The 25,390-nt window shown below is 68.2% G+C and carries 18 protein-coding genes and 1 pseudogene; 15 read left to right on the top strand and 4 right to left on the bottom strand.

The genetic code is table 11. The features are described from left to right. The first annotated feature begins 67 nt into the window (after positions 1-67). From WIX39_RS24075 to WIX39_RS24060, 4 genes are all read left to right on the top strand, one after another. Positions 68-3,013, top strand: coding sequence for a molybdopterin oxidoreductase family protein (locus WIX39_RS24075; protein WP_409196029.1), 2,946 nt, complete (start codon positions 68-70; stop codon positions 3,011-3,013). Continuing rightward, positions 3,010-3,840, top strand: a complete 831-nt coding sequence (locus WIX39_RS24070) for a 4Fe-4S dicluster domain-containing protein (RefSeq protein WP_409196028.1) — start codon at positions 3,010-3,012, stop codon at positions 3,838-3,840. The genes WIX39_RS24075 and WIX39_RS24070 overlap by 4 nt, the downstream gene beginning before the upstream one ends. 4 nt (positions 3,841-3,844) lie before the next feature. Beyond that, a complete protein-coding gene (locus WIX39_RS24065; RefSeq protein WP_409196027.1) occupies positions 3,845-4,777 on the top strand; it encodes a dimethyl sulfoxide reductase anchor subunit family protein in 933 nt (310 codons plus the stop codon). 114 nt (positions 4,778-4,891) lie between these two features. Beyond that, on the top strand, positions 4,892-7,054 hold the full coding sequence (locus WIX39_RS24060; protein ID WP_409196026.1) for a histidine-type phosphatase: 2,163 nt from the start codon (positions 4,892-4,894) through the stop codon (positions 7,052-7,054). Positions 7,055-7,094: 40 nt separating this feature from the next. Here the strand turns inward: WIX39_RS24060 and WIX39_RS24055 are convergent, their stop codons facing one another. The 3 genes from WIX39_RS24055 to WIX39_RS24045 form a co-directional block, all read right to left on the bottom strand. Beyond that, positions 7,095-7,919, bottom strand: coding sequence for a hypothetical protein (locus tag WIX39_RS24055; protein ID WP_409196025.1), 825 nt, complete (start codon positions 7,917-7,919; stop codon positions 7,095-7,097). Between the two features lie 82 nt (positions 7,920-8,001). Then, positions 8,002-8,532, bottom strand: a complete 531-nt coding sequence (locus WIX39_RS24050) for an Lrp/AsnC family transcriptional regulator (protein WP_106937202.1) — start codon at positions 8,530-8,532, stop codon at positions 8,002-8,004. 89 nt (positions 8,533-8,621) lie between these two features. Beyond that, positions 8,622-9,410 carry a DeoR/GlpR family DNA-binding transcription regulator gene (locus WIX39_RS24045; protein ID WP_409196024.1) on the bottom strand — a complete coding sequence of 263 codons (789 nt, stop codon included), beginning with the start codon at positions 9,408-9,410 and terminating at the stop codon, positions 8,622-8,624. Between the two features lie 225 nt (positions 9,411-9,635). Between WIX39_RS24045 and deoC the strand changes: the two genes are divergently transcribed. From deoC to WIX39_RS24000, 9 genes are all read left to right on the top strand, one after another. Further along, positions 9,636-10,703, top strand: coding sequence for a deoxyribose-phosphate aldolase (deoC, locus tag WIX39_RS24040; RefSeq protein ID WP_409196023.1), 1,068 nt, complete (start codon positions 9,636-9,638; stop codon positions 10,701-10,703). Between the two features lie 5 nt (positions 10,704-10,708). Continuing rightward, positions 10,709-13,147, top strand: a complete 2,439-nt coding sequence (locus WIX39_RS24035) for an aldehyde dehydrogenase family protein (RefSeq protein WP_409196022.1) — start codon at positions 10,709-10,711, stop codon at positions 13,145-13,147. 126 nt (positions 13,148-13,273) lie between these two features. Continuing rightward, positions 13,274-13,726 carry an RbsD/FucU family protein gene (locus tag WIX39_RS24030; protein WP_081271242.1) on the top strand — a complete coding sequence of 151 codons (453 nt, stop codon included), beginning with the start codon at positions 13,274-13,276 and terminating at the stop codon, positions 13,724-13,726. A gap of 6 nt (positions 13,727-13,732) precedes the next feature. Then, complete coding sequence (locus WIX39_RS24025) at positions 13,733-14,680, top strand: ribokinase (protein WP_409196021.1); 948 nt, start codon at positions 13,733-13,735, stop codon at positions 14,678-14,680. A gap of 25 nt (positions 14,681-14,705) precedes the next feature. Next, a complete protein-coding gene (locus tag WIX39_RS24020; protein WP_106937207.1) occupies positions 14,706-15,758 on the top strand; it encodes an ABC transporter permease in 1,053 nt (350 codons plus the stop codon). Positions 15,759-15,771: 13 nt separating this feature from the next. Further along, positions 15,772-16,776 carry a substrate-binding domain-containing protein gene (locus tag WIX39_RS24015; protein WP_081271245.1) on the top strand — a complete coding sequence of 335 codons (1,005 nt, stop codon included), beginning with the start codon at positions 15,772-15,774 and terminating at the stop codon, positions 16,774-16,776. 11 nt (positions 16,777-16,787) lie between these two features. Next, entirely contained in the window at positions 16,788-18,365 is a 1,578-nt protein-coding gene (locus tag WIX39_RS24010) for a sugar ABC transporter ATP-binding protein (protein WP_409196020.1), read from the top strand. After that, the gene (locus tag WIX39_RS24005) at positions 18,362-19,399 is read left to right on the top strand and encodes an ABC transporter permease (RefSeq protein ID WP_409196019.1); all 1,038 of its coding nucleotides are present in this window, start codon (positions 18,362-18,364) and stop codon (positions 19,397-19,399) included. The genes WIX39_RS24010 and WIX39_RS24005 overlap by 4 nt, the downstream gene beginning before the upstream one ends. A 151-nt stretch (positions 19,400-19,550) precedes the next feature. Next, positions 19,551-23,162: an indolepyruvate ferredoxin oxidoreductase family protein gene (locus WIX39_RS24000; RefSeq protein WP_409196018.1), complete on the top strand. Its 3,612-nt coding sequence runs from the start codon at positions 19,551-19,553 to the stop codon at positions 23,160-23,162. Between the two features lie 10 nt (positions 23,163-23,172). On the opposite strand, the gene WIX39_RS23995 is transcribed toward WIX39_RS24000, so the two are convergent. Further along, on the bottom strand, positions 23,173-24,126 hold the full coding sequence (locus WIX39_RS23995) for a phosphate acetyltransferase (RefSeq protein ID WP_409196017.1): 954 nt from the start codon (positions 24,124-24,126) through the stop codon (positions 23,173-23,175). A 97-nt stretch (positions 24,127-24,223) separates the two neighbouring features. Between WIX39_RS23995 and WIX39_RS23990 the strand changes: the two genes are divergently transcribed. Next, positions 24,224-24,940, top strand: coding sequence for an SIR2 family NAD-dependent protein deacylase (locus WIX39_RS23990; RefSeq protein WP_409196016.1), 717 nt, complete (start codon positions 24,224-24,226; stop codon positions 24,938-24,940). A 278-nt stretch (positions 24,941-25,218) separates the two neighbouring features. Then, a pseudogene (locus WIX39_RS23985) lies at positions 25,219-25,320 on the top strand (type VI secretion system tube protein Hcp); the annotation flags it as partial. Positions 25,321-25,390: the final 70 nt, after the last annotated feature.

Genomic DNA, 25,390 nt, shown 5'->3' with positions numbered 1-25,390 from the left:
GCGCTTTTCCGATTGATCGGGTGTGCCTAACATCGTGTGCGCCACGCCTGAAAACAAAGGACCGACAGTGTTCAGTTTCCTGTCCCGCGAGCCCGTGCACGACCCGCTGTCGGCGCCCACTCCCACGGCCGACACCACGGTCAAGACCACCACCTGCTACATGTGCGCCTGCCGCTGCGGCATCCGCGTGCATCTGCGCGAGGGCGAGAAGGGCCCGGAGGTGCGCTACATCGACGGCAACCCGGACCATCCGCTGAACCAGGGCGTGATCTGCGCCAAGGGTTCGTCGGGGATCATGAAGCAGGTGTCGCCCGCGCGCATCACGCAGCCGCTGTTGCGCAAGGCCGGCAGCGAGCGCGGAGCGGCCGAGTTCGAGCCCATCAGCTGGGAGCGCGCCTACGACCTGCTGACCGAGCGCCTCGCGAAGATCCGCGCCACCGACCCGAAGAAGTTCGCGCTGTTCACCGGTCGCGACCAGATGCAGGCGCTCACCGGCCTGTTCGCGCGCCAGTTCGGCACGCCCAACTATGCGGCGCACGGCGGCTTCTGCTCGGTCAACATGGCCGCGGGAATGATCTACACCATCGGCGGCAGCTTCTGGGAGTTCGGCGGACCCGACCTGGAGCGCGCCAAGCTGTTCGTGATGATCGGCACCGCCGAAGACCATCACAGCAACCCGATGAAGATCGCGATCAGCAAGTTCAAGCGATCGGGCGGGCGCTTCATCTCGATCAACCCGGTGCGCACGGGCTATTCGGCCATTGCCGACGAGTGGATCCCCATCAAGCCGGGAACCGACGGTGCGCTGTTCATGGCGCTGCTGCACGAGCTGATCGCAAGCGACCTGGTGGACCATGCCTTCCTCAAGCGCTTCACCAATGCGCCGCAGCTCGTGGTGCTCGACGACTGCGAGCGGCAGGGCCTGTTCGCCTTCGACCCCGACCCGCAACGCGGCCCGCCCGGCGACGGACGCAACCCGCACAACAAGCTGGTGTGGGACAAGGCCAGCGGCAGCGTGAAGAACGCCTACCCCGAAGGAATCGAGGAAGGCTGCGACCCGGCGCTCGAAGGGCACTACACGCTGGCCGACGGCACGCGCGTGGCGCCGTCGTTCCAGCTGCTGCGCGATCGCGTCGCCGCCTGCACGCCCGAGTGGGCGCAGGCCATCACCGGCATCGACGCGGCGCGCATCCGCAAGCTGGCGCGAGAAATGGGCGAGACGGCGTTGAAACAAGCTTTCGAGCTGCCGATTCCCTGGACCGACGCCTGGGGCAAGAAGCACCCGACCACGCAGGCGCGGCCGGTGGCCTTCCATGCAATGCGCGGGCTGGCGGCGCACTCCAACGGTTTCCAGACGGTGCGCGCGCTGGCGGTGCTGATGAGCGTGCTCGGCACCATCGACGCGCCCGGCGGCTTCCGGCACAAGGCGCCGTATCCGCGCCACATCGTGCCCAACTACCGGGCCTTCAACGACCCCGGCATGATCCAGCCGAACACGCCGCTCAATGCGGCTCCGCTGGGCTTTCCGGCCGGCCCGGACGAGCTGGCCATCAACGCCGACGGCTCGCCGATACGCATCGACCATGCCTTCTCGTGGGAGCACCCGCTGTCGGCGCACGGGCTCATGCACAACGTGATCACCAACGCGGCCAAGGGCGACCCCTACCGCATCGACACGCTGCTGATCTTCATGGCCAACATGGCCTGGAATTCGAGCATGAACACCATGGCCGTGCGCGAGATGCTCAACCGCAAGGACGAAAAGGGCGAGCACATGATCCCGTTCCTGGTGGTGTGCGACGCCTTCCAGAGCGAGACCGTGGCCTTCGCAGACCTGGTGCTGCCCGACACCACGTACCTCGAGCGGCACGACGTGATGGGCATGCTCGACCGGCCGATCTCGGAGTTCGACGGGCCGGTGGATTCGGTGCGCGTGCCGGTGGTGCCGCCGACGGGCGAGTGCAGGCCGTTCCAGGAGGTTCTGATCGAGCTGGCTTCGCGGCTGCAGTTTCCGGCCTTCACCACGCCGGAGGGCGGGCGCAAGTACACGGGCTACCCGGACTTCGTCGTCAACTTCGAGCCGCAGCCGGGCATCGGCTTTCTCATGGGCTGGCGCGGCAAGGACGGCACCGAGCACCTGCGCGGCGCGCCCAACCCCAAGCAGTGGGAGGCCTATGCGCAGAACAACTGTGTGTTCCAGTACCACATGCCCGAGACCATGCACTACATGCGCAACTGGAACCGGGAGTACCTGGACTTTGCGAAAGACAAGGGCTGGCGCCAGCGCAACGACCCGGTGCAGCTGGCGCTGTATTCCGACACGCTGCAGAGCTTCAGGCTCGCGGCGCAGGGCAAGAGCCCGGGGCGGCAACCGCCCGATGCATTGCGCGAGCGCATCGACAAATACTTCGACCCGCTGCCGTTCTGGTATCCACCGCTCGAAGAAGCGGCGACCGACCTGGCCGCCTATCCGCTCAACGCGCTCACGCAGCGGCCGATGGCGATGTACCACTCGTGGGACTCGCAGAACGCGTGGCTGCGGCAGATCCACAGCCACAACTACCTGCACGTGAATCCGCTGACCGCGCAGGCGGCGGGCATTGCGGACGGCGGCTGGTGCTGGGTCGAGAGCCGGTGGGGCCAGGTGCGCTGCATGCTGCGCTACAGCGAGGCGGTGGAGCCGGGAACGGTGTGGACCTGGAACGCCATCGGCAAGGCCGACGGCGCGTGGCAACTGGCACCGGGAGCCGACGAGGCGCGCAAGGGCTTCCTGCTGAACCACCTGATCAGCGAGGAACTGCCCTGCGCAGGCACCGCGAGCGGGACCATCAGCAATTCGGATCCGATCACCGGGCAGGCGGGGTGGTACGACGTGCGGGTGCGCATCCGGCCGGCGGAGCCCGGCGAGCCTGAAGAAAGCTATCCGCAGGTTGCGAGCATGCCGGTGGTGCCCGGGGTGCTGGGGAAGGCGGCGAGTGTGTTGACGTACTTTGCGGGGAGGGGGAAGAAATGATGCAGTGGCTCAAGGATCTGCTGTCCCCCGTGTCGCTCCCTCCCCCCCTGGGGGAGGGCGGGGGTGGGGGCATCGGCGTTGGAGCTGGAAGCCTTGTTGCATCGAGGGCCGGCGTGCCCCCACCCCGACCCTCCCCCAGAGGGGGAGGGAGCAATGCAACCCAGCGCGCCGAGCAGGGCGAAACCCTCGCCAAGCAACTCGCCCTCGTCATCGACCTCAACGTCTGCGTCGGCTGCCACGCCTGCGTCACGTCCTGCAAGCAATGGAACACCTCCGGCAGCGCAGGCCCGCTGGCCGATGAACGCCCCTATGCCGCCAACCCCACCGGCACCTTCTTCAACCGCGTGCAGACCTACGAGGCTGGCGCCTTTCCCGTCACCGAGACCATCCACTTCCCCAAGAGCTGCCTGCACTGCGAAGACCCGCCGTGTGTGCCGGTGTGCCCCACGGGCGCGAGCTACAAGCGCAAGGAAGACGGCATCGTGCTGGTCGACTACGACAAGTGCATCGGCTGCAAGTACTGCGCATGGGCCTGCCCCTACGGCGCGCGCGAGCTCGACGAAGAGCGCCAGGTCATGACCAAGTGCACGCTGTGCGTGGACCGCATCTACGACGAGCAGTTGCCCAAGGAAGACCGCAAGCCGGCCTGCGTGAAGGCCTGCCCGACCGGCGCGCGCATCTTCGGCGACGTGAAGGACCCGGACTCCGAAGTGTCGAAGGCCATCCGCGAGCGCGGCGGCTACCAGTTGATGCCCGAGTGGGAGACCAGCCCGGCCAACCAGTACCTGCCCCGGCACATCACGCAGCCGGCGGACGCGAAGGAGTAGCCGCATGCATCCCGCGTTCTCGATTCTTTTCTTCACCACGCTGGCCGGCGCCGCGCAGGGACTGGTGTTCGCGCTGGCGCTGGCGGTGCTGTTCGGGCTGGAACTGGCGCCGGGCTTCCTGGGCATTGCGCTGGGCGTGGCTGAGGTGCTGCTGGTGGCGGGCCTTGCCGCATCGTTCATGCACCTGGGCCGCAAGACGCGCGCATGGCGGGCGGTGCTGATGTGGCGCACTTCGTGGATGTCGCGCGAGGTCATCGTGCTGCCGGTGTTCATCGCGCTGGTGGCGTCGTGGTGGCTGTCGCTGCGGCTGGGCGTCGGCGCGCCGTGGTCGTGGCTGTTGCCGCTGCTGGTGCTGTGCGGCGCGATGCTGCTCTGGTACTGCACCGCGATGATCTACGCCTGCCTGCGCTTCATCGAGGAATGGGCGCACCCGCTGACGGTGCTCAACTTCACGCTGATCGGGCTGTCTTCGGGGCTGGTGCTGGCATGCGCGATGGCGGCCCTGAGCGGCGAGGCGCGCTTCGTGCAGGTGTTCGGGCCATGGGCGCTCGTCGCCACGCTGGCCGCCTGGGCTGCGCGCGGCGGCGCCTTGCGGCGCAATGCGCGCCTGCGCCACAAGTCGACCTTGCAGTCGGCCACGGGCATCCGCGCGCAGAAGCTGGTGCAGAAGTCCATGGGCATGTCGGCCGGGTCGTTCAACACGCGGGAGTTCTTCCATGGCGTGTCGCTCGCGGCGCTCGGGAACATGAAGCTCGGTTTTCTGCTGCTGGCCTTCGTGCTGCCCGCGTTGCTGGCGGCATGGGGCATCGCGAGCGCGTCGGTGCAGCCGTGGCTGCTGGCGGTCGCCGTGCAGGCGCCGGGCCTGCTGGCGGAGCGCTGGTTCTTCTTCGCGCAGGCCAGGCATCCGCAGAACCTCTATTACCAGGTCGTTTCCTAGGCTTGTTGCTGTTTGCGCCACGGGTCATCGGCGCGTCATGCACGGATGGAAGGATTCGAAACTTTTGTTTCTTGCCCTTCCTCCATGTTGCCGAACCTGCCCCTTCCCCGTGCCTTGACCGGCCTGCCGTCTTCGTCCCTCGGCCTTGTTGCGCTCCTGCTGGCCTCTTGCGGCGGTGGAGGCGGCGGTGGCGGCGGCGTTCCTTTCGCGCTGCCTCCGGCCGCCACGACGCCCGCGCCCGCACCGGCCGCGTCTTCGAACGTGAGCGGTGTGGTCGTGGGAAGCTATTTCGTCAACGCGAAGGTCTGCCTCGACATCAACGCCAACGGCCGCTGCGATGCCGACGAGCCCTCCACGCGCACCGACAAGCAGGGCGGCTTCACGCTGGCTGGCGCAAGCGCAGGCATCGTGGCCGAGATCGGCACCGATGCCACCGAGCTCGACCCCGCCACCTCCACCTCGAAGCCCGTGACCTCGCGGCTCGTGCTGCGCGCGCCGAAAGAGGCACCGGGCGTCGTCGACTACCAGTCGACCGCCGTGGTCGCCGAAATGGAAGCCGGCGGCCTGGACTTCAAGGCGGCCAGCAGCAAGGTCGCCATCTCGGTCGGCGTGGTGGCAGCCAAGCTGCTCGGCGACTTCAACACCGAGAGCGATCCGGTGGCCAAGGCCGCGCTCAAGGCCGCGTCCGACGAGGGGCTGCAGCGCATCCGCGATGCGCTTGCGTCGGCCGCCGCCGGCGACGACGTCAAGGCCGTGCTGACCTCCGCGGCCCTGACCGACCGCTACTACCAGACCAAGGCCCCGTACCGTCCGCAGCAGGACGTGAGCACCTACGAGGCGCCGCCCGCGGGCTTTGCGCCGGTCTACACCGAGATGATCGCGCGCCACGGCTCGCGCGGCCTGTCCAGCCTCAAGTACGACCTGGCCGTCTACAACATGTGGGAGAAGGCACGGGACGACGGTGCGCTCACGCCGCTCGGGCAGAAGCTCGGGCCCGACGTGCTGAAGATCATGAAGGCCAACTTCCTGCTGGGCTACGGCGTGGCGGGCATCAGCACGCCTGGCTACGGCAACGAGACGCAGGTCGGCATCAACGAACACACGCAGTTGGCGGCGCGGCTGGTGCAGCGGCTGCCGGCCTACTGGAAGCAGGTCGGCGACAGCGCCGGCTCGGCGCCCCGGCAGATCGTGACCGTCACTTCCGGCGTCGACCGCGCGGTCGACAGCGGCAACTTCTTCGTGCAGTCGCTCAAGGCGGCGCAGCCCGCGCTGGCGCCGCTCGTCACCTATCCGCCCGCACCGGCGCCTTACCCCGACACCGGCACCGCGGTGAGCCAGCCGGCCGGCACCAACCGCTTCCTGCTGTACTTCCACAAGCTGGTGAAGGCCACCGACCAGGTGACCAAGACGGCCGACCCGCTCTACACGACCTACCAGGACAGCCAGGCCTACCAGGCCTACAAGTCCAGCGACGCCGACCTGGCCGCCAAGCAGAGCGGCCTCACGGTCACGCCTGAAGCCGCCGCGGCCGGCCGGGTGCTGCTGGAGCGCCTGTTCGCCAAGAGCTTCGTCGACAAGATCGCCGACGGCAGCTACAGCTTCGCGAATACAGGCACCCGCACTTTCGCGAGCGACGACGGCAAGTTCTCGTCCAGCCTGAGCGGCGACGGCAAGACCACGATCAAGTCCCTGGGCGACGCCGGTTCGCTGCTGTACGAGCTCTACGTGATCGCGCCGGCCATGCGCAGCGAGGCCGGCGTCGACTTCGCCGCCTACATGCCCGCCGCGCAGGCGAAGTTCTTCGCCGCGCTCAACGACGGCTCCGACTTCTACGACAAGGGCCCCGGCATGACCGAGAAGGGCGACATCACTTCACGCATGTCGCAGATCCTGGTGGACGACATGTTCAATGAGGTCGACGCCATCGCGCGCGGCGACCGCTCGCACGCCGCCAAGCTGCGCTTCGCGCACGCGGAAATCCTCATGCCCTTTGCCGTGCGCATGGGCCTGAATGGCGTGGACCAGAGCGTGCCCAAGGCCGCCAACTTCAGCTACGGCAGCAATGCATGGCGCGGCGAGTACGTGTCGCCGATGGCCGCCAACATGCAGTGGGACGTGTATGCCGACGCTAGCGGCAAGCTGCTGGTGAAGATGCTCTACAACGAGAAGGAAACCGACTTCAAGGCCGCCTGCGACGGCGCGAAGAAGGCGGGCACCGCCCACTACTACGACTACACGGCCCTCAAGGCCTGCTACGGCCACGCGGTGGCGCAGTAGGCCTGCTTCGTGTTGCCGCGGCGGCCGGCAGCGGCTGCGCCTACTTGCGTAGCGGTTCGCGTATCGCGGCCCGCGCGAGCCGCCACGCCGCGAACAGGAACACCAGCGGCAGCACGATGGTCTGCAGCACGAACAGGGCGATCAGCTTCACGATGCGCTCCGCCCAGTCGGAGGCCGACTTCAGGATCTCGTCGTAGGTCGCCTTGAGGTTGGGCAGCTTCGGCAGCCAGCGTTCGACGCGGTCGCGCCAGCCTTCCTGCGCCGCGGGGGCTTCCTGCGTGGCATCGACCACGGCGGTCGGCGATTTCTCGATGCCCGAGAGCGCTGCCTGGTAGTCGTTGGCCATGAACACGCGGTAGAGGCCTTCGTTGGCCACGGCCGCCAGCGGCACCGCGAAGCGCACCAGCAGCAGGCCGATCAACGCCGATTGCAGCCAGCGCGGCGAACTGCCGCGCCGCCAGCGCCACACGATCCAGGCCAGCGCCACCGCGCAGACCAGGTAAGACATCAGGTGGTGCGCGCCGATGTTCAGCAGCACCAGCTGAATGCCGAACGACACGCTGGCCGCGAGCATCACCGCCGCGAATTGCTCGATGAGTTCGTTCAGCGGCTTCAGCGCCTGCCCCGGCGCGAAGCTCACGCCCACGCCGCCCGGCGTGGCGTCGACCTGCGTGCCCTGCGCCACCGACACCACCGCGCCCAGCGCGCGTGCCGCGGCAAAGGTGGTCAGCGCGCGCTTCAGCCCGTCGTTGACCTGGGCTCGCGCGGGCGCGTCGATGGGCGCGACCCAGCAGCCGACGAACACCAGCACGGCGATGAGCAGGAGATAGGCGCGTTGCAGCAGGAGGGGCTTGGGCAGGGGCATGGTCGAGGCGCGGTCGGGGCGGAGGATGCGGCCATTCTCCACACGGCCCCCGGCACGCGGTGCCGATACCCTTGAGCGGCGTCTAGCTTCTGCGCGACCCCGTGGCGCGCGGCTTGCCGGGCGTGCCCGGCAGCAGGTGGTCGAGCGGCAGCGCCGTTTCCGACTTGATCTCGCGCAGCACGATGCTCGAGCGCACATGCGTCACGCCCGGCAGGCTGAACAGCACCTCGTGCAGGAAGCGTTCGTAGTGCTTCATGTCGGGCACGGTCACGTTGAGGATGTAGTCCGCCGGGCCGGTGGCCGACACGCAGCGGATGATCTGCGGGCTCGCCGCCACGGCTTCTTCGAAGCGCTGCACCATCGCCTCGCTGTGGCGGTCGAGGTTGACCTCTGCCACGGCCGACACGTGCAGGCCGACCTGCTCGGGGTCGACCAGCGTGGTGTAGCCGCGAATGACGCCGGCCGCCTCCATGTCCTTGATGCGCTTCCAGCAAGGCGTGGGCGACAGCCCGATGGTCTCGGAAATCTGCTGCACGGTCTGTCGCCCGTCGTGCTGCAGCGCGGAGAGGATCTTGAGGCAGTGCTCGTCGAGTGAAACGGTGCCGGCATTCATCGCGGGATCGCAGGTAGTGGCGTCGCAGCGATTCTCACTGATCGATGTGTCCGGCCGGTGCCGTGCCGCGGCCGCCGCCGGCACCGAAGCTATGCGTCGCGGGCGCGCGCGAATTCCAGCGGCAGGTCCTTGAACTGCTTCTTCAGCGAAGCGTCGGGCGAGCCGCCCACCACGATGCGCGCGAAGGCATCGAGCGGGCTGAAGAACGCCGGGCGCAGCGTGCCGAGCTTGCTTTCGTCCACCACCAGAAAGCTCTGCGACGCGCAGCGGATGGCCGCCTGCTTCACGGGCACTTCGTGGAAGTTGGAGCAGCTCGCGCCGCGTTTCAGGTCGATACCGCCCGCCGAGATGAAGGCCTTGCTCACGCCCAGCCTGGCAAGGTACTGCAGGCCCTCGTCGGAGAAGAAGGTGGCCGACGAAGGGTGGTAGAGCCCGCCCAGCAGCATCAGCTGCGTGTTCGGACGGCGGCTCAGCACCTGCGCAATGTTCGTGGAGTAACACGCCACGCTCAGCGGCATTTCTGGCGGCAGCGCCTCGGCGAAATGGACCATGGTGGTGCCGCAGTCGATGAACAGGCTGTCGTGCGGCTGCACCAGCCTGGCGGCGTGTTCGCAGGCCAGGCGCTTGTTGGCCGCGTGCTGGTCGCTGGCCTCGTCGAGCGAGTAGCGCTCGGCACCGGGCAGCGTGGTGGCCAGCACGTAGCCCCCGAGGACGGAGAGGGGCGATTCGGCCGACGACAGGTCGCGGCGGATGGTCATTTCCGTCACGTCGAGCTGCAGCGCCGCCTGCTTGATCGGCAGCGGGCCGCCGGCCTCGACGAGTTCCTGCATCCTGGCCAGGCGCATGGCCCGGGCTTCGGCTCCGGCTGTTCTTCGCATGTTCGGTTTTCTCAGATCCACGTGGCGGAGTATCGGTCATGGCACGCTGGATTAATGTTTCGTGAAAAACATATTGCGCTGATAAATGTTGTTGTAATAACATTTAGGCCAACACGAACAGCATCAAGGCTGAGCAGCCACGCGGCGCAGCCCGGAGACAAAAGACATGCCCATTGCCTGCCCGCCGCAGCCGCGGCCCATGCGCCTGACGGCGCCCGCCCATCCATGACCTCCACTTCCCTCGTTCGCCCCAGCGGCGCGGTGCGCTCGCGCCCGGCGCCGCCGGCTTCCGCCAATGCGGATGCACCGGCCTTGCCGGCGGCACCCGCGCACGCGCATGCCGCCGCTGCCCGCAACACCGCCCAGCCGTTCGACGCGGGCTGGATCGAAGGCATCCGCTTCAACCTCTCGGCTGCGGAGCGTCGCGTGGCCACGCTGCCCGGACGCCGCTCGGTCAAGAAGGACGCGCAGGCCGGCTGGCTGCTCAAGGCGATCACCTGCATCGACCTGACCACGCTCAGCGGCGACGATACCGCCGAGCGCGTGAAGCGGCTCTGCGCCAAGGCGGCGATGCCGGTGCGCCCGGACCTGCTGGCCGCCCTCGGCTTCGCCGACCGCAAGCTGCACACCGGAGCGGTGTGCGTGTACCACCGCTTCGTCTCGACCGCGGTCGAGGCGCTGGCGGGCACGGGCATTCCGGTGGCGGCGGTGTCCACGGGCTTTCCGGCGGGCCTGATTCCGCACGAGCTCAAGCTCAAGGAAATCGAAGCCTCGGTGCGCGACGGCGCCTCGGAGATCGACATCGTCATCACCCGCGAGCATGTGCTCACCGGCCAGTGGAAGAAGCTCTACGACGAGATGCTCGATTTCCGCCGCGCGGCGGGCGCGGCGCATGTGAAGGCGATCCTTGCGACGGGCGAACTCAAGACGCTGCGCAACGTCGCCAAGGCCTCGATGGTCTGCATGATGGCCGGCGCCGACTTCATCAAGACCTCCACCGGCAAGGAGGGCGTCAACGCCACGCCGCTGGTCACGCTCGCGATGCTGCGGATGATCCGCCAGTACGAGGCCCGCACCGGCCTGCGCGTGGGCTACAAGCCGGCGGGCGGCGTCTCCACCGCCAAGACCGCGCTTGACTACCAGGTGCTCATGAAGGAAGAGCTGGGCCGCGACTGGCTCGAGCCCGATCTGTTCCGCATCGGCGCTTCCACGCTGCTGGCCGACATCGAGCGCCAGCTGGAGCACCACATCACCGGCCGCTACTCGGCCTACAACCGCCACCCGATCGGATGAGCCCGATGAGCAGCAACAACAACTCCGCCGCCGGCAGCAGCGTCGCGCGCTATTTCGACACCATGGACTACGGCCCCGCGCCCGAGAGCGACACCGACGCACGCGAATGGCTCGCGCGCCATGCCGAAGGCTTCGGCCACTTCATCGACGGGCGCTTCACGTCCGCTTCCGGCGGCGTGCATTTCGACACGGCCGAGCCGGCCACCGGCCAGCGCCTGGCGCGCGTTGCGCAGGGTTCCGCGAAGGACGTGGACGCCGCGGTGGCGGCGGCGCGTGCCGCGCAGCCCGGCTGGCTTGCGCTCGGCGGCCATGGCCGCGCACGGCACCTGTACGCACTGGCGCGCATGGTGCAGCGCCATGCGCGCCTGCTCGCGGTGGTCGAGGCGCTGGACAACGGCAAGCCGATCCGCGAGACGCGCGATCTCGACGTGCCGCTGGCCGCGCGCCACTTCTATCACCACGCCGGCTGGGCGCAGCTGCAGGAGCGCGAGTTCGCCGACCAGGTGCCGCTGGGCGTGGTCGGCCAGATCATTCCTTGGAACTTCCCGCTGCTGATGCTCGCGTGGAAGATCGCTCCCGCGCTGGCGCTGGGCAACACCGTGGTGCTGAAGCCGGCCGAGCTCACGCCGCTGAGCGCCTTGCTCTTCGCTGAACTGGCGGCGCAGGCTGGGCTGCCGGGCGGCGTGCTCAACGTGGTGACGGGCGACGGCGCCACGGGCGCTGCGCTGGTCGCGCACGAGGGCGTGGACAAGATCGCCTTCACCGGCTCGACGGAAGTAGGGCGGCTGATCCGCGCCGCCACGGCGGGCACGGGCAAGTCGCTCACGCTGGAGCTGGGCGGCAAGTCGCCCTTCATCGTGTTCGACGACGCGGACATCGACGCCGCCGTCGAAGGCGTGGTCGACGCCATCTGGTTCAACCAGGGCCAGGTGTGCTGCGCCGGTTCGCGGCTGCTGCTGCAGGAAGGCATCGCGGAAGACTTCATCGCGCGCCTGAAGCGCCGCATGCAGACCTTGCGCGTGGGCTTGCCGCTGGACAAGGCGATCGACATGGGCAGCCTGATCGACCCCACGCAGCTCGAACGCGTGCGCTCGCTGGTGGCCGCCGGCGTGCGCGAGGGCGCGACCTGCTACCAGGCGCCGGGCGAGCTGCCGCCGGGCGGCAGCTTCTTTGCGCCGACGCTGCTGACGGGCGTGCAACCGGCATCCACCGTGGCGACCGAGGAGATCTTCGGGCCCGTGATGGTCACGATGACTTTCCGCACGCCCGACGAAGCCGTGGCGCTCGCCAACAACACCCGCTACGGCCTCGCCGCCAGCGTGTGGAGCGAGACCATCGGCCTCGCGCTGGGCATCGCGCCGCAGCTGCAGGCAGGCGTTGTGTGGGTCAACGCGACCAACCTGTTCGACGCGGGCGTGGGCTTCGGCGGCTACCGCGAATCGGGCTACGGGCGCGAGGGTGGAAGAGAAGGCTGCTACGAATACCTGAAGCCGCGTGCCTGGGCGCAGCGCAAGCCGCGCTCGGCGAATGTGGCCGCTGCGGTGGCAGCGAACGAAGCCGCCGCGAAGACCGGGAACGGTTCTTCGCCCGCGCTGCCCGCCATCGACCGCACCGCCAAGCTCTTCATCGGCGGCAAGCAGGTGCGGCCCGACGGCGAGCTGTCGCGCCCGGTCTTCGCGGCCGGGGGAGAGCGTGCCGGCGAAGTGGGGGTGGGCAACCGCAAGGACATCCGCAACGCGGTGGCCGCTGCGCGCGCCGCGGCGAGCTGGTCGAGCGCGACGCCGCATCGCCGCGCGCAGGCGCTGTATTACCTCGCGGAAAACCTCTCGGCCCGCGCCGGCGAGTTCGCCGCGCGCATCGCGAGCCTGACCGGTGTCGACGCGCAAGCCGCGCAGGCCGAGGTCGACGCATCGGTGGGCCGCCTGTTCGCCTACGGCGCCTGGGCCGACAAGTACGAGGGCGCGGTGCATGTGCCGCCGCTTCGCGGCGTGGCGCTGGCCACGGTCGAGGCGATCGGCGTGGTCGGGGTGGTGTGCCCCGACGAGGCGCCGCTGCTGTCTTTCGTGAGCCTGCTCGCGCCCCTCATGGCCATGGGCAACCGCACGGTGATCGTGCCCGGCGAGAAACACGCGCTGGTCGCCACCGACTTCTATCAGGTGCTGGAGACCTCCGACCTGCCGGCCGGCGTCGTCAACCTCGTGACCGGCCCGGCCGCGAGCCTCGCGCGCACGCTGGCCGAGCACGACGATGTGGATGCGCTGTGGGTTTTCGGTGCGAAGGAACTGTCGCGCGATGCCGAACTGCTGTCGGTCGGCAACCTCAAGCGCACGCTGGCCGACCACGGCCTTGCCACCGACTGGCACGACCCGGCCTCGTCCGAGGGCCCCGCATTCCTGCGGCACGCGACGCAGGTCAAGAACATCTGGATTCCCTATGGCGAATGAGCGGGCGGCCGTCGTGCCCGTCATACGAACCAAGGGAAATCCCCAAATAGCAAACGTTTGCGCAAACGTTTTCTTTACTTAAGATCGCAACCGCGACAGCCGTTCCAATTCGAGGAGACAGACCGCATGCTGAAGTCCATTCATCCGCTGCTCAACGCCGACGTGCTCTACGCCCTGCGCGCCATGGGCCATGGCGACGAACTGGTGCTGTGCGACGCCAACTTCCCGGCCGACTCGGTCGCACGCCAGACCACGCTGGGCCGGCTGCTGCGCATCGACGGCGTGGGCACCACCGAAGCGGCGCGCGCCATTCTTTCGGTGCTGCCGCTGGACAACGCGGTGGACGACCCGGCGCGGCGCATGGAAATCATGGGCCAGCCCGACGAGATCCCACCGGTGCAACTTGAAATGCAGCGCGAGATCGACGCGGCCGAAGGGCGCCCACGGCCGATGGGCTCCATCGAGCGCTTCGCCTTCTACGAGGCCGCGCGCCGCGCGTACTGCGTGATCGCCACCGGCGAGCGCCGCTTCTACGGCTGCTTCGTGTTCAAGAAGGGCGTGCTCGCCCCCGAGGCCTGAATCGCGATGACCGCCTTTTCCTCGCAGCAGCACGGCGTGGCCGTGCTCGGCATCTTCGTGGCCGACCTCGCCTTTCGCGCGGCCGACCTTCCGGGCGTCGGCCAGACCATCGCCGGTTCCGGCTTTGCCATGGGCCCCGGCGGCAAGGGCTCGAACCAGTCGGTGGCGGCGGCGCGCGCAGGCGCGCAGGTGACTTTCATCTCCAAGCTCGGGCAGGACTCCTTCGGCGCCAACGCGCTCGCACTGTGGGCGCAGGAAGGCATCACGCCGCGCGTGCCGCAGGTGACGACGCAGCCGACCGGCGCGGCCTTCATCTACGTGCACGAGGTCACGGGCGCCAACGCCATCATCGTGGTGCCCGGCGCGGCGGCGCTCATCGACACCGCGGACGTGGATGCCGCCGCCGACGCCATCCGAGGCGCGCGCGTGTTCGTCACGCAACTGGAGCAGCCCGCCGGCGCCGCGCGGCGCGGCCTGGAACTCGCGCGTGCGGCAGGCACGGTCACGGTGTTCAACCCCGCGCCCGCGTTGCCCTTCGACGATGCCGTGTACCCGCTGTGCGACTACATCACGCCGAACGAGCACGAAGCCGCCGCGCTCAGCGGCATTGCCGTCGAGACCGTCGAGGACGCGCGTCGTGCTGGCGACTTCTTTCTTTCCAAGGGCGTGGGCTGCGCGCTCATCACGCTCGGAGACAAGGGCGCGCTGCTGCACAGCGCGAACCAGTCGGTGCACCTGCCCGTGTTCAACGCCGGCGCGGTGAAGGAAACGGCCGGCGCTGGCGATGCCTTCAACGGCGGCTTCGCGGCCGCGCTGGCCGAAGGCGCCTCGCCGCTGGAAGCCGCGCGTTTCGGCTCCGCCGTGGCGGCCATTTCGGTCACGCGCGCGGGCACCGCGCCGTCGATGCCCACGCGCGCCGAGGTCGACGCGCTGCTGGGCCGGGCGGCAGCCTGAACCGCGAACAGCAAAGGAGTCTTTCGTGAAATTCAGGTTCTCGGACCGCGAGCTCAACTTCCTGGTCGGCATCAACGTCGCGATCCTCGTGGTTGCCACGGTGCTTTCGAAGGGCGACTTCCTCGACGTCTACAACTTCCAGTCGATGGGCGGCCAACTGCCCGAACTCGGCCTGCTCGCCATGGGCGTCGCGCTGTCGATGATCTCCGGCAACGGCGGCATCGACCTCTCCGGCGTGGCGCTGGCCAATCTATCGGGCGTGGTGGCCGCCACGCTGGCACCGATGCTGGTGCAGCCCGATGCATCGCCGTGGCTGTACACCGGCGCCTTCGCGGCGATTGCCATCGCGGTGGGGCTGGCGGGCGGGCTGCTCAACGGCGTGCTGATCGCGCGCGTCGGCCTCACGCCCATTCTCTGCACGCTGGGCACGCAACTGGTCTACACCGGCCTGGCCGTGGTGCTCACCGGAGGCTCCAGCCTGCGCGTGGGCAATGCCGATCCGCTGTCGGCCATCGGCAACGAGACGGTGCTGGGCGTGCCGATTCCGTTCGCGATCTTCGTGGTGATGCTGCTGGCCGTCGGCTGGCTGCTCAAGCAGAGCCCGTTCGGCATCCGGCTCTTCCTGTTGGGCACCAATGCCAAGGCGGCGCGCTACGCGGGCATTCCGCAGGGCCGCATGCTGATAGCCACGTATGCGCTGTGCGGCGTGCTGGCGGCGGTGGCGGGCGTGATCATCGCGGGGCGCACGGCCAGCGTGAAGTCGGACTACGGCAACTCCTACCTGCTGATCGCCATCCTCATCACGGTGATGGCGGGCGTGCGGCCGCAGGGCGGCTACGGGCGCATGGTGTGCCTGTTCTTCTCGGCCGTGGCGCTGCAGCTGCTGTCCAGCACCTTCAACCTGCTGGGCATTTCCAACTTCTTCCGCGACTGCGCCTGGGGCCTGCTGCTGCTGTTCTTCCTGGCATCGGCGCGCCTGAGCCTGAGCGACCTGCGCAGCTTCATTTCCGTTTCGCGCACCAGCGCACCGCCGCATCAGCCCCCTCCTGGCGCGACGCAGAGAACCACCGAGGGCTAGGAGACAAACGAACATGCTGAAGAAAACCAAGATCGCCTGCACCGTGCTGGCACTGGGCACCGTGGCCTTCGCGTCGGCGCTGCATGCGCAGGGCAAGCCGCAGGACATCGTCACCGTGGTGAAGATCACCGGCATCAGCTGGTTCAACCGCATGGAAGTGGGCGTGAAGGAGTTCGGCGCGAGCACGCCGGGCGTCGCCACGCGCCAGATCGGCCCGGCCCAGTCTGACGCCGCGCAGCAGCAGCGCCTGGTGGAAGACCTGGTGGCCAAGAAGGTCGACGCGATCGCGGTCGTGTCGATGGACCCACCCACGCTGGAGCCGGTGCTCAAGCGCGCGATGGAGCGCGGCATCAAGGTCGTCACGCACGAGGCGGACAACCAGAAGAACACCATGGTCGACATCGAGGCCTTCGACAACACGGCCTACGGCGCGCGCATCAACGAGCGCCTGGCCGCGTGCATGGGCCAGCAGGGCAAGTGGACCTCGCTGGTCGGCTCGCTGGGCAGCCAGTCGCAGGTGCAGTGGGCCGACGGCGGCGCGGCGAATGCGAAGAAGTACCCCAAGATGCAGCTGGTCGACGCCAAGAACGAGTCGCTCAACGACGCCGAGAAGGCCTACGGCAAGGCCAAGGAAATGCTGCGCAAGCATCCGGACCTGAAGGGTTTCCAGGGCTCGTCCTCGCTGGACGTGCTGGGCATCGGCCGGGCGGTGGAAGAGGCCGGCCTGCAAGGCAAGGTCTGCGTCTTCGGCACCGGCCTGCCGAGCGAGGCGGCCAAGTTCCTGGAGTCGGGCGCGGTCGGCGGCATCGCCTTCTGGGACCCGAAGGACGCCGGCATCGTCATGAACAAGGCGGCCAAGATGCTGCTCGACGGCAAGACCATCACCGAGGGCACCGACATGGGCGTGCCGGGCTACAACAAGGTCTCGGTGAAGAAGGGGCCGGGCGTCGGCATCGTCGTCACGGGCCAGGCCTGGGTCGAAGTCGACAAGCAGAACTACAAGAAATACGCCTTCTGAGCCTGCGAGCCATGACCCTTGAAGCGCTCTCTACCCACGCCCCGGCCGCGCCGGCGGGGCGCCGCGTCTTTCTCGAGGTGCAGGACGTGCACAAGCGCTTCGCGGGCGTGCACGCGCTGCGCGGCATCGACCTGACCATCGAGGCCGGCGAGATCTACCACCTGCTCGGCGAGAACGGCTGCGGCAAGAGCACGCTGATCAAGATCATCTCGGGCGCGCAGCCGCCGAGCCAGGGCCGCATCGTGATCGACGGCAAGCCGTACGAATCGCTGTCGCCGCTGCAGGCGCTCGCGCTGGGCATCGAGACGGTCTACCAGGACCTGTCGCTGCTGCCGAACATGAGCGTGGCCGAGAACGTCGCGCTCAGCGAGCAGCTTGTCGCCACCGGCGGCAGGCTGGCGCGGCGCTTCGACCGCAAGGCGCTGGCGGCCACGGCCGCGCGTGCGCTGCAGGCGGTGAAGCTGCCGACCGACGCGGCGTTCCTCGCGCGGCGCGTCGGCGAAATGCCCATTGCCACGCGGCAGCTCGTGGCCATCGCGCGTGCCGTGGCCACGCGCGCGCGCATGGTCATCATGGACGAACCCACCACCTCGCTCACGCAGAAGGAAGTGGACAACCTCGTGCACGTGGTGGAGGCGCTGCGCGAGCAGGGCGTGGCCGTGCTGTTCGTGAGCCACAAGCTCGACGAGTGCATCGCCATGGGCGGCCAGGCCATTGTTTTCCGCGACGGCACGAAGGTGGCGCAGGGTCCGATCCGCGACTTCACCAAGGCCGAGCTCGCACACTGGATGACCGGCAAGCACCTCGACGGCGAGCGCTACCGCCACGGCTCGCACGGCGGGGAAGAGCTGCTGAAGGTGGAGTCGCTGGGCCGCGGCGCGCTGTTCAGCGACGTGAGCTTCACGCTGCGCAAGGGAGAGATCCTCGGCGTGACCGGGCTGCTCGACTCCGGCCGCAACGAACTGGCGCTGGCGCTGGCGGGCGTCCAGGCCGCCGACCGCGGGCGCGTGCTGCTCGACGCACGCGAGATCACGCTGAAGACGCCCACCGACGGCATCCGCCAGGGCATCGGCTACGTGCCCGAAGACCGCCTGAGCGAAGGCCTGTTCCTCGACAAGCCGATTCGCGACAACATCGTCACCGCGGTGCTCGACCGCCTGCGCGGGCGCTTCGGCGCGCTCGACGCACGGCAGTGCCAGGCGCTGGCCGAACGCACCGTGGCCGATCTGCAGATCGCCACGCCCGACGTGGACCGGCCGGTGCAGTCGCTGTCGGGCGGCAACCAGCAGCGCGTGCTCATCGGGCGCTGGCTGGCCATCGGGCCGCGCGTGCTGATACTGCACGGCCCCACCGTGGGCGTGGACGTGGGCTCCAAGGACACCATCTACCGCATCGTGCAGCGGCTGGCCGAGCAGGGGCTGGGCGTGATCCTGGTGAGCGACGACCTGCAGGAACTGCTGCAGAACTGCGACCGCATCCTGCTGATGCGCAAGGGCCGCATCGCCAACGACTTCGACGCGCCGGGGCTCGCCGAGAGCGATCTCTATCACGCGCTGGTTTCAGACACACCTTCTCCCGCATTCCCATGACGGCTTCCACCATGCAAGCGCGTTCCGCGCCGGCCGCGCCCCCGCCGCAGGCGCGGGCCTCCCTGCGCGGCTGGCTCGCGCAGCGCCCCTCGGTCTTCACGCTGGCGCTGATCGTGCTGGCGAGCCTGGCGGTCGGCGCCATCAACCCGAGCTTTTTCCAACTGCCCGTGCTGTTCGACATCGTGCGCGCCTGCACGGTGCTGGGCCTGTTTGCGCTGGGCGTGCTGATCGTGCTGGCGGCCGGCGGCATCGACGTGTCGTTCGCGGCCATTGCCGCGCTCACCATGTACAGCATCACCAAGCTGGTGCTGAACTACTTTCCGGAAGCGCCCATCGCGCTGCTGCTGATCGCCGGTGCCGCGAGCGGCGCGGTGCTGGGCGTGCTCAACGGGCTGCTGGTGCACTGGCTCAAGGCGCCTTCGCTGATCGTGACCATCGGCACGCAGTACCTGTACCGGGGCATTCTTCTGACCTTCGTGGGTACCGTGTTCTTCATGAACGTGCCGGCGCCCATGGACGCCTTCGGCAAGCTGGCGCTCTGGCGCTTCGACACGCCGCAGGGCCTGCACGCGGTGCTGCCCGCGACCGTGCTGGTGCTCGCCTTCGCGGCGGTGCTGACATGGTGGCTGCTGAACCGCACGCTGATCGGGCGCGCTGTGTACGCCATCGGCGGCAGCCTCCCCATCGCGGAGCGGCTCGGCTACAACCTGCGCACGGTGCATGTCTTCGTGTTCGCGTACGCGGGCTTCCTGTCGGGGCTGGCGGGCATCGTGCACGTGTCCAGCACGCGGCTGGCGAACCCCTTCGACCTGGTGGGCAACGAGCTTGACGTGATCGCCGCGGTGATCCTGGGCGGCGCGCGCATCACCGGCGGCAGCGGCACGGTGGGCGGCACGCTGCTGGGCGTGGTGCTGGTCACGCTGATCAACAACGTGCTGATCATGGCCGGCGTGCCGAGCACCTGGCAGAAGGTGATCATCGGCGCGTTCATCCTGGTGGCGGGCGGCTTCTTCGCGATGCGCAGGCAGGACTGAGCGCGGCCGGTCGGGTTTTCTCGGGATTCGGGTAATCGGAGAAGAGGGGCGACTTTTTCTGCCTTATAGAAGTGAATTCTTCTCCAAACAAGGGTCTGCGCTAGTGCATTGAAGAAGCACTTCCCCGGAATGCGGCAGAACAATTCCGGGCATGAACGCCCCACACAACGCGACCGCGCTCAAGCGGCCCGGCTACCAGCTTTCCGACAATCTCTGGGCCCCTTCGGGCTCGGTCTTCATCACCGGCACCCAGGCGCTGATCCGCGTGCTGGTGATGCAGGGCTGGCGCGACGCGGCGCGCGGCCTGCACACCCAGGGCTTCGTCAGCGGCTACCGCGGCTCGCCGCTGGGCATGGTCGACCAGGCCATCTGGAAGGCGGGCGAACGCTTCAAGCAGACCGGCATCCGCTTCGTGCCGGCGGTGAACGAAGAGCTTGCGGCCACCCAGGTGCTGGGCACGCAGCGTGTCGAGTCCGACCCCGAGCGCACCGTCGACGGCGTGTTCGCCATGTGGTACGGCAAGGGCCCGGGCGTGGACCGCGCGGGCGACGCGCTCAAGCACGGCAACGCGTACGGGTCGTCTCCGCACGGCGGCGTGCTGGTGGTGGCGGGGGATGACCACGGCTGCGTGTCGTCGTCGATGCCGCACCAGAGCGACCACGCCTTCATGGCCTGGCGCATGCCGGTCATGCAACCGTCCAGCGTGGCCGAGTACCTGGAGTTCGGCCTGTACGGCTACGAGCTGTCGCGCTATTCGGGCGCGTGGGTCGGCATGGCGGCGCTGTCGGAAGTGGTCGAGAGCGCGGGCACGGTGGACCTGGACGTGGTCAACGCGCGCGTGGAGGCCTGGGAAGACGCCGACACCGTGCGCGCCGCCACCGGCCACGGCGCGCCGGCGGACGGCCTGCACTACCGCTGGCCCGACCTGCCTTCGCTGCGCATCGAATCGCGGCTCGAAGACAAGCTCGCGGCCGTGGCTGCTTTCTCCAGGCGCAACAGCATCGACCGCGACGTGATCGTGAGCGAGCACGCCAGGGTGGGCATCGTCACCTGCGGCAAGGCGCACCACGACCTGATGGAAGTGCTGCGCCGGCTCGAGCTCTCGCCGGAGCAGCTGGCCCGCGCCGGCGTGCGGCTCTACAAGATCGGCCTGAGCTTCCCGGTCGAGCAGACGCGCATCAAGGCATTTGCGAAGGGGCTCGAAGAGATTCTCATCGTCGAGGAGAAGGGCGCCGTCGTCGAGACGCAGCTGCGCGACATCTTCTACAACGCACCGCCCGATGCGCGCCCCGTGCTCGTGGGCAAGCACGACCGCGAGGGGCAGCCGCTGGTGTCGGCGCTCGGCGAGCTGCGGCCTTCGCGGCTCATCGAGCTGGTGGCGCACTGGCTGGCGGTGCACTTTCCCGACAACCGCGACCTGGGAGACCACCTGCAGCATGTGCGCGACTTCACGCCGCCCGAGCTGCTCGGCAACGCGAGCGATGCCGTGAAGCGCCTGCCTTACTTCTGCGCGGGCTGCCCGCACAACACCAGCACCAAGGTGCCCGAAGGCTCCACCGCGCGCGCGGGCATCGGCTGCCACTTCATGGCCAACTGGATGGACCGCAGCACGGCGGGGCTGATACAGATGGGCGGGGAGGGCGTCGACTGGATCTCGCACGCCATGTTCACGAAGACGCCGCATGTGTTCCAGAACCTGGGCGACGGCACCTACTACCACTCGGGCTACCTCGCCATCCGGCAGGCCGTGGCGGCCAAGGCCACGCTGACCTACAAGATCCTGTTCAACGACGCGGTCGCGATGACGGGCGGCCAGCCGGTGGACGGCGTCATCAGCGTGGACGCCATCGCGCGGCAGGTGGAATCGGAGGGCGTGAGCAAGGTCGTGGTGGTGAGCGACGCGATCGGCAAGTACGACGACATCAAAGGCCGTTTTCCGCAAGGCACCGAGTTCCATGACCGCGCCGCGCTCGACGACGTGCAGCGTCGCCTGCGGGAAATCAAGGGCGTGACGGTGCTCATCTACGAACAGACCTGCGCCGCCGAGAAGCGCCGCCGCCGCAAGAAGGGCGAACTGGCCGATCCGCCCAAGCGCCTGTTCATCAACGAGGCGGTGTGCGAAGGCTGCGGCGACTGCACCGTGCAGAGCAACTGCGTGGCCGTGCTGCCGCACGAAACCTCGATGGGCCGCAAGCGCAAGATCGACCAGACCAGCTGCAACAAGGACTATTCCTGCGCCAAGGGCTTCTGCCCCAGCTTCGTGGGCGTGACGGGCGGCAAGCTGCGCCGCAAGAGCGGTGCGCTGGCGGCGGGGCGCGATGCGTTTCTGCATCGCGTGGCCGCCTTGCCGCATCCGGCCGCGCACGCATGGAGCGCGCCCTACGACCTGCTCGTGACCGGCGTGGGCGGCACCGGCGTGGTGACGGTCGGCGCCGTGATCGCGATGGCCGCGCACCTGGAAGGCAAGGCCGCCAGCGTGCTGGACTTCATGGGCTTCGCGCAGAAGGGCGGCTCGGTGCTGAGCTTCGTGCGGCTCGCGGATTCGCGCGAGCGGCTGCACCAGGTGCGCATCGACACGCAGCAGGCCGATGCCATCCTGGCCTGCGACGTGGTGGTGGGTGCATCGGCCGATGCGTTGCAGACCGTGCGTCACGGCCGCACCCGGGTGCTCGCGAACATCCACGAGATTCCGGTGGCCGAGTCGCTGCGCAACCCGGACGCCGACCTGCACGTGGACCTGCTGCTGGAGAAGATGCGCTTCGTGGCCGGCGAAGAGCAGGTCGAGACCTTCGACGCGCAGAGCCTGGCGGAAGAGTTCCTCGGCGACACGCTGGCGGCGAACATCGTGGCGACCGGCTACGCATGGCAGCGCGGGCTGGTGCCGCTGAGCCTGGAGGCGCTGATGCATGCGATCGAGCTCAACGGCGTGGCCGTGGCCGCGAACCAGGCAGCGTTTTCGCTGGGCCGGCTGGCGGCGGGAGACCCTGCGGCGCTCGACCAGCTGCGCGCCGCGCCTGCCGCCGATGCGCAGTCGTCGCAGGCCGATGAGCGTCCGCTCGACATGCTCATCGCCGATGCGCGCCGCCATCTGACCGGCTACCAGAACGCCGCCTGGGCGGATCGCTTCGAAACGCGCATCCGCGGCCTGCAGGCGCGCGAGGCCGCATTGCAGGGCGGTGATGCAAGCCTGCCCTTCACGCGCAATGCCGCGCGCAGCCTGCTGAAGCTCATGAGCTACAAGGACGAATACGAGGTGGCGCGGCTCTACACCGACGGCGCGTTTCTCAAGAAGCTTTCGGAGCAGTTCGAAGGCGAGCTGAAGCTTGAATTCCACATGGCGCCGCCCGTGGTGGCGCGCGGCACGCACGGCCGTGCGCCTGCCAAGATCCGCATCGGCAGCTGGATGCTGCCCGCGATGCGGTGGCTTGCGCATGGCAAGCGGCTGCGCGGCACCGCGTTCGACCCCTTCGGCCGCACCGGGGAGCGGCGCATGGAGCGCGAGCTGATCGCGCACTTCGACGGGCTCTTCGACGCGATGGCCAATGAGCTGTCAGTCGACAACCAGTCGCTGGCCGCGCGCATCGCCGCGCTGCCGATGTCGATTCGCGGCTTCGGGCACGTCAAGCTCGCGAACCTGGAAGCGGCAAAGCTGCGGGAGGCGGAGTTGCTGCATCGCTTTGCGCCGTCGCGCTACGCGAAGCCGGCGTTCGCATCGGGTGCCGGGCAGATCCGCGGCATTGCCATCGTGGCCGGCGCGCGCTGACCGTCGCCGTTCAGCCGACCGCCTTGATGAGCTTGTCGCGGCCTGCCTTGGCGAGCATGGATGCGACCGCGCACGATGCCAGCCGGGCCGGTTCGGAATCGGCACGGCTCGTGAGGATCACCGGCACCTTGGTGCCCAGCACGATGCCCGCCGCATAGGCGCCGCCAAGAAAGGTCAGGCTCTTCGCGAGCATGTTGCCGGCATCGAGGTCGGGCACGATCAGCACGTTGGCACGGCCCGCCACCGGCGAGTTGATGCCCTTGATGCGCGCGGCCTCGGCGTCGATGGCGTTGTCCATGGCCAGCGGACCGTCGAGCACCGCGCCGGTGATCTGGCCCCGGTCGGCCATCTTGCACAGCACGGCCGCATCGAGCGTCGACGGCACCTTCGCGTTGACCGTCTCCGTGGCGGACAGTATCGCCACGCGCACCGCGGGCATCTGCAGTGCGTGCGCAAGATCGATCGCGTTCTGCACGATGTCGACTTTCTCTTCGAGCGTGGGCGCGATGTTGATGGCCGCGTCCGAAATGATCAGCGGCTGCCCATGGCCCGGCACGTCCATCACGAAGCAATGGCTGATGCGGCGCGAGGTGCGCAGTCCGCCTTCGCGGCGCACCACCGCGCCCATCAGTTCGTCGGTGTGCAGGCTGCCCTTCATCAATGCATCGACCTCGCCGCGCAGAGCCATCGCGACCGCTGCGTCGGCCGCGGCATGGCTGTGCGGCGCATCGACGATGGGGGTGTTCGAGAGATCGATGCCAACCTCGCGCGCCGCTGCTTCTATCTTTGCGCGCGGCCCCACCAGCGTCGGCGCGATCAGGCCCAAGGCTGCTGATGAGAAGGCTGCTTCGAGCGACACGGCATTGGCCGGATGAACCACGGCCACGCGCAACGGCGGCAGGCTGCGTGCAGCGGAGATCAGGCGGTCGTAGTGCGGATGTGCTGCAAGGGGCAAAGACGCCATGCGGGCTCCTGGAGGTGAAGGGGAGAATGCGTTGCCGCAACGGTACTTGAAAAAATCTGCTCGAAGATGCTGACGGTTGCGTAAAGAATATCTGCACATGAAGCCCCAGGTCCAACCGAACAAGATCGTCGTGCTGTCCGGCTCCGGCGTCAGCGCCGAGAGCGGCCTGCCCACATTCCGCGATGCCAAGGGCTTGTGGAACACCTACGCCTGGCAGGAACTCGCAAGCCCTGAAGGCTGGCGAAAGCACCCCGAGGCGGTGCTTGCCTTCTACAACGAGCGGCGCGCGAAAGCCTGGCAGGCGCAGCCGAATGCGGCGCACCTTGCCATCGCATCGCTCGAGTCGGCATACGAGGTCGTGATCGTCACGCAGAACGTCGATGCGCTGCACGAGCGTGCGGGCTCGCGCAACGTGCTGCACCTGCACGGCCAACTCGCGTATGCGCGCGGCACGTCGGAGCCGGAACCCAGGCGCTACCGCGTGGACGGCGAACCCATCGCCATGGGCCAGTTGTGCGAAGACGGCACTCAGCTGCGGCCCGACATCGTGTGGTTCGGCGAAGCTGTGCAGCACTTCGAGGAAGCGGAAATGCATGTGGCCACCGCGGCGCGCGTGCTGGTGGTGGGCACGTCGCTCACCGTCAACCCGGCGGCGTCGTTGGTGCGGTATGCGGATCGCTCTGCGCAGAAGGTGCTGGTTGCGCTCGACATGGAAGACGTGCCGTATGGATTCACTTTCCTGCAAGGCAGGGCCACCGACGTCGTGCCCGCGCTTGCCGCGAAGTGGTTGAGCGAAGCGCGCGGAGCCCCGTAGCCGTTCCCGGTGCAGACAAATGGAAGGGCCCGCCATCGTTTGACGGCGGGCCTTTTTACCTGCGAGATGAAGCAGGCTAAAACTAATTGCTTTATTTCCTGGGCCATATGTCAGGCCAAGAGAAATAAATCGTGAGGAATGGCGAAATCGGGATAGCGATTTGTCCAGATTCAATCGATTTGTCACAGTCGCGCCCGAACATCGCGCTCAAGAGTTTGCAGATATGGATTCTCTTGATCGTGATGTGACAACTCAGGGAGCACTCAATCATGGCAGTAGCCGCGAAGGTGAAGCAGCAGTACCGGGAGCAGACCGCCAAGGGCGGCAAGGGCGTCGAGACGGTGCCGGGCTGGAACATCAAGGAAAACAAGGAAGCCTGATCCCTCTTGCGTGAGCCGCGAGTGCCGGCTTGCCGTCTTGCCTTTCGTGCGTTGATCAGATTTGGAGGGA

The organism is Variovorax sp. AB1(2024) (assembly GCF_037482385.2).
In the GTDB taxonomy this organism is placed as follows: domain Bacteria; phylum Pseudomonadota; class Gammaproteobacteria; order Burkholderiales; family Burkholderiaceae_C; genus Variovorax.
The sequence above is the reverse complement of the archived record's forward strand: the minus strand, read 5'-3'. Positions and strand labels throughout refer to the sequence as shown.